Source organism: Methylobacterium segetis, assembly GCF_004348265.1.
GTDB lineage: Bacteria > Pseudomonadota > Alphaproteobacteria > Rhizobiales > Beijerinckiaceae > Methylobacterium > Methylobacterium segetis.
Genome location: NZ_SMNT01000036.1, coordinates 32136 through 42049, shown reverse-complemented (window position 1 = coordinate 42049; position 9914 = coordinate 32136). Strand labels below are relative to the sequence as shown.

Genomic DNA, 9914 nt, shown 5'->3' with positions numbered 1-9914 from the left:
GGCGCGCTCGTCGGCGATCTCGCGGCCGTCGAGGAGACATATGCGCTGAAGGGCCTGATGACGTCCCTCGGCGTCGCGAACCTCGATTGCCGGCAGGCCGGCGAGGCCCTCGATCCGGCCTGGGGCCGGGCCGCCTACACGTTCGGGCCGACGATCCCCGGTATCGAGGAGGCGGACGCGATCCTGCTCGTCGGCGCCAACCCGCGCCTCGAGGCGTCCCTGCTCAACGTCCGCATCCGCAAGCGCTGGCGCATGGGCCCCCTGCCGGTCGGCATGATCGGCGAGCCGGCGGACCTCACCTATCCCCACATCCATCTCGGCGCCGGGCCCGAGACGCTGGCCGATCTCGCCGCGGGCCGCCACAGCTTCGCAGAGACGCTGAAGGCGGCCGCCAATCCCATCGTCCTCGTCGGCATGGGCGCGCTCGCGCGCCCGGACGGCGCCGCGATCCTCGCCGCCGCCGCGGCTCTCGCCCGGGATGTCGGCGCGGTGAGCCCGGGCTGGAACGGTTTCGGCGTGCTGCACACGGCCGCCGCCCGCGTCGGCGCGCTCGATCTCGGCTTCGTGCCGGGGGAGGGGGGCCTCGATCTCGCCGGTATGATCGCGCCGGGCGCCCTCGACGTGGTCTTCAATCTCGGCGCCGACGAGGTCGAGATCGCGCCGGGCGCCTTCGTGATCTACCAGGGCACCCACGGCGACCGCGGCGCCTCCCGCGCCGACGTGATCCTGCCGGGCGGGGCCTATACCGAGAAGAACGCGACCTACGTGAACCTCGAAGGCCGCGTGCAATGGGCGAACCGCTCGTCCTTCCCGCCGGGCGATGCCCGCGAGGATTGGGCGATCCTGCGCGCGCTCTCCGACGTGCTGGGCAGGCGCCTGCCGTACGATTCGCTCGCCGCGCTCCGCCGCGCGCTCTACGCCGACCACCCGCATCTCGCGGCGGTCGATGCGGTCGAGCCCGCCGACGCGGCCGCGGCGCTCGAGACCCTGGCCGGCCTCGGCGGCACGCCCGCGCGTGAGCCGTTCCGCTCCCCGATCCTCGACTTCTACCTCACCAACCCGATCGCCCGCGCCTCGCGGGTGCTCGCCGAGTGCTCGAGCCTCGCCCGCGGGCGCGCGCTCGAGGCCGCGGAATAAGGCCGCCTGCGATGACCTTCTGGGAAGTGCTCGGCACCGTCCTCCTGATCGCGCTGAAGAGCTTCGTGCTGCTCGCGGCCCTGCTCGTCTTCATCGCCTACGCGCTGCTCGCCGACCGGAAGATCTGGGCGGCGGTGCAGCTGCGCCGCGGCCCGAACGTGGTCGGGCCCTGGGGCCTGCTGCAATCCTTCGCCGACCTGCTGAAGTTCGTTCTCAAGGAGCCCGTCATCCCGGCGGGCGCCAACAAGGCCATCTTCCTCCTGGCGCCCCTCGTCTTCGCGACTCTGGCGCTCGCCTCCTGGGCGGTGATCCCGCTGGCCGACGGCTGGGCCATCGCCGACATCAACGTCGGGATCACCTACATTTTCGCGATCTCGTCGCTGGGCGTCTACGGCGTCATCATGGGCGGCTGGGCCTCGAACTCGAAATACGCCTTCCTCGGCGCGCTCCGCTCGGCCGCGCAGATGATCTCCTACGAGGTCTCCCTCGGCTTCGTGATCATCTGCGTGCTGCTCTGTGCCGGCTCGCTCAACCTCTCGCGGATCGTGCTGGCGCAGGACACCGCGCTCGGGCTCTTCGGCTGGTACTGGCTCTGGCTGTTCCCGATGTTCGTGGTGTTCTTCATCTCGGCCCTCGCCGAGACGAACCGCCCCCCCTTCGACCTGCCTGAGGCCGAATCCGAGCTCGTGGCCGGGTACATGGTGGAGTATTCCTCCACGCCCTACCTGCTCTTCATGCTCGGCGAGTACGTGGCCATCATGACCATGTGCGCGCTCGGCACCGTGCTGGTCCTCGGCGGCTGGCTCTCGCCGATCCCGTTTGCGCCCTTCACCTGGGTGCCGGGCGTGATCTGGTTCGCGATCAAGGCGAGCTTCCTGTTCTTCATGATCGCCATGGTGAAGGCCATGGTGCCCCGCTACCGCTACGACCAGCTCATGCGGCTCGGCTGGAAGGTCTTCCTGCCCCTCTCGCTGATCTCGGTCGTCGTCGTCGCCTTCGTCCTCAAGCTCACCGGCCTCGCGCCGGGGGCCTGAGCCACACCCAATCGGAGATCGCGCCATGAAGCTCGATCAAGTCGCCAAGGGCCTCCTCCTGAAGGAGTTCGTGTCGGGGTTCGCCCTCGCCATGAAATACTTCTTCAAGCCCAAGGCCACGATCAACTACCCCTTCGAGATGGGCCATCGCGGCCCCCGCTTCCGGGGCGAGCACGCGCTGCGCCGCTACCCCAACGGCGAGGAGCGCTGCATCGCCTGCAAGCTCTGCGAGGCGATCTGCCCGGCCCAGGCCATCACCATCGAGGCGGGCCCTCGCCGGAACGACGGCACGCGCCGGACGACCCGCTACGACATCGACATGGTGAAGTGCATCTATTGCGGCATGTGCCAGGAGGCCTGCCCGGTGGATGCCATCGTCGAGGGGCCGAATTTCGAGTTCTCGGTCGAGACCCGCGAGGAGCTTCTCTACGACAAGGAGAAGCTCCTCCTGAACGGCGACCGCTGGGAGCGCGAGATCGCGCGCAACATCGCCCTCGACGCGCCCTACCGCTGAGGCAAACCGGAACCCGCGCTGTTGTGCCATACGGCAGCGGGGCCTATAGACGGGCCGCCCGCGCGACCTGATCGTTCACGAGGCAGAAGGGGCCGCGCCACGCGGCTGACTCCGACACTCCGATGACTGCAGCCGCCGCCTTCTTCTACCTGTTCGCGAGCGTCGCCATCGCCTCGGGCTTCATGGTGATCGCCTCCCGCAATCCCGTCGCCTCGGTGCTGTTCCTGATCCTGGCGTTCGTCAACGCGGCGGGCCTGTTCGTGCTGATGGGCGCCGAGTTCCTCGCGATGATCCTGGTCGTCGTCTATGTCGGCGCGGTCGCGGTGCTGTTCCTGTTCGTCGTGATGATGCTCGACGTCGATTTCGCCGAGCTGCGCCAGGGCTTCCAGCAATACCTGCCCGTGGGCGCGCTGATCGGCGCGATCTTCCTGATCGAGCTCGTCCTCGTGGTCGGCTCGTGGACGATCGACCCCGGCCTCGTGCAGGCGCCGCTCGGCAACGCCGCGATGGGCGAGAGCTTCACCAACACAGCCGCGCTCGGCCGCGTGCTCTACACGGAATACGCCTACTTCTTCCAGATCGCGGGCCTCGTGCTCCTCGTCGCGATGATCGGCGCGATCGTGCTGACGCTGCGCGACCGGCCGGGCGTCAAGCGCCAGAACATCGCGGTCCAGAACGCCCGCACGCAGGGCATGGCGGTCGAGACCCGCAAGGTGCCTTCGCGACAGGGCGTCGAGGTTTGAGTTTTCCCCCTCCCCTTGCGGGGAGGAACCAAGGGTGGGCGCTGCCGGACGAGGCTCGGTGGCGCCTCCCGCACGACCCCCAACCTCAATCTCTTCCCGCAACGGGGAGGAGAGCAGGTCGGAGCTTGAGGAAACGATGATCGGACTGAGCCACTACCTCACGGTCGCCGCGATCCTGTTCACGCTCGGCGTGCTCGGCATCTTCATCAACCGCAAGAACGTCATCGTGATCCTGATGTCGGTGGAGCTGATCCTGCTCGCCGTGAACATCAACCTCGTGGCGTTCTCCACCCACCTCAACGACATCACGGGCCAGGTCTTCGCGCTGTTCGTCCTCACGGTCGCCGCCGCGGAGGCCGCCATCGGCCTCGCCATCCTCGTCGTGTTCTTCCGCAATCGCGGCTCCATCGCGGTCGAGGACGTGAGCATGATGAAGGGCTGACGGGAAGCCGCCGCCTGGACCCCCTTGGACTCGACGCGCGGCCGACGACGCCGCGCGAGGCCGGACGCTAGAGAACGATGTATCACGCGATCGTCTTCTTCCCCCTCATCGGCGCGCTCGTCGCCGGCCTGTTCGGCCGTTTCCTCGGCGCGAGGGCCTGCGAGTACCTGACAACGAGCTGCCTCGCCTTCTCGGCGCTGCTCTCCTGGGGCGTCTTCTTCGAGGGGGCGGACCACGCGACGCGGGTGCAGGTTGCGACGTGGTTCACGGCCGGCGACCTCGTCGTCGACTGGGCCTTCCGCATCGACACGCTCACGAGGGTCATGCTCGTCGTGGTCACGACGGTCTCGACCCTCGTGCACCTCTACTCCATCGGCTACATGGAGGAGGATCCGCACCGGCCGCGCTTCTTCGCCTACCTGTCGCTGTTCACCTTCGCCATGCTGATGCTGGTGACGGCCGACAACCTCGTGCAGATGTTCTTCGGCTGGGAGGGCGTCGGCCTCGCCTCCTACCTGCTGATCGGATTCTGGTACGAGAAGCCCTCGGCGAATGCCGCCGCGATGAAGGCCTTCATCGTCAACCGCGTCGGCGATTTCGGGTTCTCCCTCGGCATCTTCCTCGTCTTCGTGCTGTTCGGCTCGGTCGCCTTCGACGGGATCTTTCCGCGCGTGAACGAGCTCAAGGACGCGCATTTCCACTTCCTCGGCTACGACTGGCACGCCCTGACCCTCGCCTGCCTGCTGCTGTTCATGGGCGCGATGGGCAAGTCGGCGCAGTTCCTGCTCCACACCTGGCTGCCCGATGCCATGGAGGGCCCGACGCCGGTCTCGGCGCTGATCCACGCCGCCACCATGGTCACGGCCGGCGTCTTCATGGTCGCGCGCCTCTCGCCGCTCTTCGAGCTGGCGCCGAACGCGCTCATCGTCGTCACGGTCATCGGCGGCATCACCGCCTTCTTCGCGGCGACCGTCGGCCTCGTGCAGAACGACATCAAGCGGGTCATCGCCTACTCGACCTGCTCGCAGCTCGGCTACATGTTCGTGGCGCTGGGCGTCGGCGCCTATTCGGTCGGTATCTTCCACCTGTTCACGCACGCCTTCTTCAAGGCGCTGCTGTTCCTCGGGGCCGGCTCGGTCATCCACGCGATGCACCACGAGCAGGACATGCGGAACATGGGCGCGCTGCGCCCCTACATCCCCTTCACCACCGCCATGATGGCGATCGGCACGCTCGCGCTGATCGGCTTCCCGTTCACGGCCGGCTATTACTCGAAGGACGCGATCATCGAGGCGGCCTATGCCTCGACCCGGCCGGGCCACACGCTGGCCTTCATGGCCACCGTGATCGCCGCCTTCTTCACCTCGTTCTACTCCTGGCGCCTGTTCTTCATGACCTTCGAGGGCCCGGCCCGCTGGGTCGATCACGGCGCGCACGGTCACGACGACCACCACGCGGCCGTTGCCCAAGCGGCCGTCGCCCATGCGGGCGCTCACGGCCATGCCGACCCGCATCAGGCGGACGGGCTGCCCGGCCACCACGAGGGCGTCGCGCACGACGATCACGGCCACGACGTCGAGCCCGCCTCGCACAGCGCCATCGAGCACCACGACCACCACCCGCACACGCCGCACGAGAGCCCGTTCACCATGACGTTCCCGCTGGCGATCCTCGCCTTCGGGGCGCTGTTCGCCGGCCTGATCTTCAAGGACCGCTTCATCGGCGAGGACATGGAGGCGTTCTGGGGCCACGCGCTCGCGCACGGGCCGGACAACCACATCATGCACGAGATGCATCACGTGCCGGGCTGGGTCGTCGCCTCGCCCTTCATCATGCTGGTGCTCGGCTTCCTTCTCGCCTTCTGGATGTACATCCGCCGGCCGGAACTGCCCGGCCGCCTCGCCGCGCAGCAGCCAATCCTGTACCGGTTCCTGCTCAACAAGTGGTACTTCGACGAGATCTACGACCGCATCTTCGTGCGGCCCGCCAAGGATTTCGGCCTGTTCCTCTGGAAGGAGGGCGACGGCCGGGTCATCGACGGTCTGGGACCGAACGGCATCGCGGCCCGCGTGGTCGACGTGACCCGCGGCGTGGTCCGCCTCCAGACCGGCTACGTCTACCACTACGCTTTCGTGATGCTCGTCGGCGTCGCCGGCCTGATCAGCTGGTACCTGATGTCCGGCCTGCCGAAGGGCGGGCACTGATGGCCGTCAACGAGAAGAACGGGAATCTCCGCTGATGTTCGGCCTCGGCATCCTCTCCGGCCTGCTCATCGTGCCGCTTGCGGGCGCGGCCTTCATCCTCACGCTGAACGGCGACGAGGAGAGCGTGAAGCGCAACGCCCGCTGGGCGGCGCTGGCCACGACGATCGTCACCTTCCTGCTCTCGCTCGTCGCCTGGGGCCGCTACGACGCGACCTCTTCGAGCTTCCAGCTCGTCGAGAGCCACGCCTGGCTCACCGACACGATCCGCTTCAAGCTCGGCGTCGACGGCTTCTCGATGCCGCTGATCCTGCTCACGACCTTCCTGATGCCGTTCTGCATCGGCGCCTCGTGGCACGCGATCGAGACCCGGGTGAAGGAATACTTCGTCGCCTTCCTGGTCCTCGAGACGACGATGATCGGCGTGTTCCAGGCCCTCGACCTGGTGCTGTTCTACCTGTTCTTCGAGGCCGGCCTGATCCCGATGTTCCTGATCATCGGCATCTGGGGCGGCAAACGGCGCATCTACGCGAGCTTCAAGTTCTTCCTCTACACGCTGCTCGGCTCGGTGCTGATGCTGCTCGCCATCATGGCAATGTACTGGCACGCGGGCACCACCGACATCCCGACGCTCCTGCAGACGCGCTTCCCCACGCACATGCAGACCTGGCTGTGGCTCGCCTTCTTCGCCTCCTTCGCGGTGAAGATGCCGATGTGGCCGGTCCATACCTGGCTTCCCGACGCTCACGTCGAGGCGCCGACGGCGGGCTCGGTGATCCTGGCGGGCATCCTCCTGAAGATGGGCGGCTACGGCTTCATCCGGGTCTCGCTGCCGATGTTCCCGGACGCCTCGCAGAGCTTCGCGCCGCTCGTCTTCGCCCTCTCCGTGATCGCGATCATCTTCACCTCGCTGATCGCGATGATGCAGACCGACATCAAGAAGCTGATCGCCTACTCGTCCGTCGCCCATATGGGCTTCGTGACGCTCGGCCTCTTCACGATGAACGAGCAGGGCATCCAGGGCGCGCTGTTCCTGATGATCTCGCACGGCATCGTGTCCGGCGCGCTCTTCCTCTGCGTCGGCGTGATCTACGACCGGATGCACACCCGCGAGATCGCGGCCTATGGCGGCCTCGTGAACCGGATGCCGCTCTACGCGGTCGCCATGATGGTCTTCACCATGGCCAATGTGGGCCTGCCCGGGACATCCGGCTTCGTCGGCGAGTTCCTGGCGATGACCGGCGCCTTCAAGGCGAACCCGACGGTGGCCTTCTTCTCGGTCTTCGGCATCATCCTGTCGGCGGCCTACGCCCTCTGGCTCTACGCCCGCGTGATCTACGGCAAGCTCGAGAAGCCCTCGCTGAAAGGCATCCTCGACCTCGACCTCCGCGAGAAGCTGATCCTCGCGCCGCTCGTCGCGCTGACGATCTATTACGGCGTGCACCCGGCCCCGATCCTCGACACGTTCGCGCCCTCCACCGAGGCGCTGATGGCGAGCATCAAGACCGCCCTCTCGAACACGCAGACCGCGGCCGCCGCGCTGCCCGTCGCGCGCTGAAGGCAAACGGAACCATGACCGCCGCCCAGACCGTCCTTCCGACCCTCGCGCCGCTCCTGCCCGAGCTGATCCTCGCCGTCGGCGTCATGGTGCTGATCCTCTACGGCGCCTTCCGCGGCGAGCGCTCGGTGGAGGGCGTCAATGTCGGCGCCCTGCTCCTTCTGCTGCTGGCCTTCTTCGTGGTCGTCTCGCAGCCCGCCGGCATGAAGGTGACGACGCTGTCGGGGGCCTTCATCTCGGACGCCTTCTCCCGGGTGATGAAGGGGCTGATCCTGCTCGGCTCGTCCGCCACGATCCTGCTCTCGCGCGACTATTTCCAGCGCGAGCGGATCGACCGGTTCGAGTACCCGATCCTGATCGTGCTCTGCACGATCGGCATGATGGTGATGGCCTCGGCCAACGACCTCATCGCCCTCTATCTCGGGCTGGAGCTGCAATCGCTCGCGGCCTACGTCATCGCCGCCTTCCACCGGGACAATCTGAAGTCGACGGAAGCGGGCCTGAAATACTTCGTCCTCGGCGCTCTCTCCTCGGGCATGCTGCTCTACGGCGCCTCGCTGGTCTACGGATTCACGGGCACCGTCTCCTTCCCCGGAATCGTCTCGGCCCTGCACGGCGAGGCGGGCTTCGGCATCGTTCTCGGCATCGTGTTCGTGGCGGCGGGCGTCGCCTTCAAGATGTCGGCGGTGCCGTTCCACATGTGGACGCCCGACGTCTACGAGGGCTCGCCGACGCCGGTGACCGCCTTCTTCGCCTCGGCCCCGAAGATGGCCGCGGTCGCGATGACCGTGCGCGTCTTCATCGGCGCCTTCCCGGATGTGACCGCGATCTGGCAGCAGATCATCGTCTTCGTCTCGATCGCCTCGATGGCGCTCGGCTCCTTCGCGGCGATCGGCCAGCGCAACATCAAGCGCCTGATGGCCTATTCGTCGATCGGCAACATCGGCTACGCGCTGATCGGCCTCGCCGCCGGCTCGCAGGAGGGCGTGCAGGGCGTGGTGATCTACATGATCATCTACCTCGCCATGACGCTCGGCGCCTTCGCGATCATCCTCTCGCTGCGGCGGCGCGACGAGATGTTCGAGACGATCGACGATCTCTCCGGCCTCTCGCGCACCCATCCGGTGCTCGCCTTCTGCCTCGCGATGATGATGTTCTCGCTCGCCGGCATCCCGCCGCTGGCCGGCTTCTTCGCGAAGTTCTACGTCTTCGCCGCCGCCATCAAGGCGGGCCTCGTGACCCTCGCCGTGATCGGCGTCGTGACAAGCGTGGTTGGCGCCTATTACTACCTGCGCATCGTCAAGGTGATGTATTTCGACGAGGCGAAGGCTCCCTACGAGGCGATGGCGCCGGGCCTCCGGATCGTTCTGGCCATCTCCAGCGTCGTCGTGATCCTGTTCTTCCTGCTGCCCGGTCCGCTCCGGGGCGCCGCGGACGCCGCGGCGAGGTCGCTGTTCTGAGATCCCGTTGAGCTACCGGCTCAGCGAGGCGGCGCGGGCGGCGGGGCATCGGCTCCACGTCCACGAAAGCCTCGGCTCGACGAACACCGAGGCCATGGAGCGCGCGCGTGCGGGCGAGACGGGCCCGCTCTGGGTCGTCGCCCGCCGCCAGGAGGCGGGGCGCGGCCGCCGTGGCAACACCTGGACGTCGCTGCCCGGCAACCTCGCCGCGAGCCTGCTCTGGCCGGTGGCGGGCGTCGAGGCGGACCGGGTCGCGACCCTCGGCTTCGTGGCGGGCGTCTCGCTGGCCGCCGCGGTCGCAGACGCCTGCGGCACCGTGCCGGGCTGCGATCCGGGCCGCGGCTCCCGATCTATCGCTCTGAAATGGCCCAACGACGTGCTGGCGGACGGCGCCAAGCTCGCCGGCATCCTGTTGGAGGCGGAGGTGCTGCCCGGTGGGCGGCGGGCGGTGGTGATCGGCTTCGGCGTCAATGTCGCGGCCTCCCCCGAAGGCTTGGCCTACCCGGCAACGTCGCTCTCCGCACTGGGAAGCGGGGCCGGAGCGGAGAAAGTTCTTGAATTCCTCTCCGGCCATGTCACCGAGGCGACGCGCCTCTGGGATGGCGGACGGACTTTCGCAGGCATTCGCGCGCGCTGGCTGGCGCGGGCCGCCGGGCTCGGGTCGCGGATCGCGGTCCGTACCGGCGGCGAGACGCTGGAAGGCCTGTTTGACACGATCGACGAGGGGGGGCGGCTCGTGATCCTCGCCCCGGACGGCACGCGCAGGACCGTGACGGCGGGCGAGGTGCATTTCGGGACGGCCGCGACGGCGGCGTGAGTTTGGGT

Annotated in this window: 9 protein-coding genes; all 9 read left to right on the top strand. The window is 67.8% G+C overall.

Annotated elements, in window-relative coordinates; all coding sequences use genetic code 11:
• The coding region (locus tag E1J50_RS11485; protein ID WP_165937837.1) for a molybdopterin-dependent oxidoreductase at nt 1-1137 on the top strand (1137 nt) is incomplete at its 5' end.
• Between the two features lie 11 nt (nt 1138-1148).
• A complete protein-coding gene (nuoH, locus tag E1J50_RS11480) occupies nt 1149-2171 on the top strand; it encodes an NADH-quinone oxidoreductase subunit NuoH (protein WP_132253638.1) in 1023 nt (340 codons plus the stop codon).
• Between the two features lie 25 nt (nt 2172-2196).
• Nucleotides 2197-2685 (top strand): NADH-quinone oxidoreductase subunit NuoI, encoded by a 489-nt coding sequence (gene nuoI / locus E1J50_RS11475; RefSeq protein WP_132253636.1) that lies wholly within the window; start codon nt 2197-2199, stop codon nt 2683-2685.
• A gap of 122 nt (nt 2686-2807) precedes the next feature.
• Complete coding sequence (locus E1J50_RS11470; protein ID WP_132253634.1) at nt 2808-3428, top strand: NADH-quinone oxidoreductase subunit J; 621 nt, start codon at nt 2808-2810, stop codon at nt 3426-3428.
• A gap of 136 nt (nt 3429-3564) precedes the next feature.
• Nucleotides 3565-3870 carry an NADH-quinone oxidoreductase subunit NuoK gene (nuoK, locus tag E1J50_RS11465; protein WP_003598182.1) on the top strand — a complete coding sequence of 102 codons (306 nt, stop codon included), beginning with the start codon at nt 3565-3567 and terminating at the stop codon, nt 3868-3870.
• A gap of 77 nt (nt 3871-3947) precedes the next feature.
• Nucleotides 3948-6074: an NADH-quinone oxidoreductase subunit L gene (gene nuoL / locus E1J50_RS11460; protein ID WP_132253631.1), complete on the top strand. Its 2127-nt coding sequence runs from the start codon at nt 3948-3950 to the stop codon at nt 6072-6074.
• A 34-nt stretch (nt 6075-6108) separates the two neighbouring features.
• Nucleotides 6109-7629 (top strand): NADH-quinone oxidoreductase subunit M, encoded by a 1521-nt coding sequence (locus E1J50_RS11455; RefSeq protein ID WP_132253629.1) that lies wholly within the window; start codon nt 6109-6111, stop codon nt 7627-7629.
• Nucleotides 7630-7643: 14 nt separating this feature from the next.
• The gene (gene nuoN / locus E1J50_RS11450; RefSeq protein ID WP_132253627.1) at nt 7644-9089 is read left to right on the top strand and encodes an NADH-quinone oxidoreductase subunit NuoN; all 1446 of its coding nucleotides are present in this window, start codon (nt 7644-7646) and stop codon (nt 9087-9089) included.
• A gap of 7 nt (nt 9090-9096) precedes the next feature.
• Nucleotides 9097-9906: a biotin--[acetyl-CoA-carboxylase] ligase gene (locus E1J50_RS11445; RefSeq protein ID WP_132253625.1), complete on the top strand. Its 810-nt coding sequence runs from the start codon at nt 9097-9099 to the stop codon at nt 9904-9906.
• Nucleotides 9907-9914 lie beyond the last annotated feature (8 nt).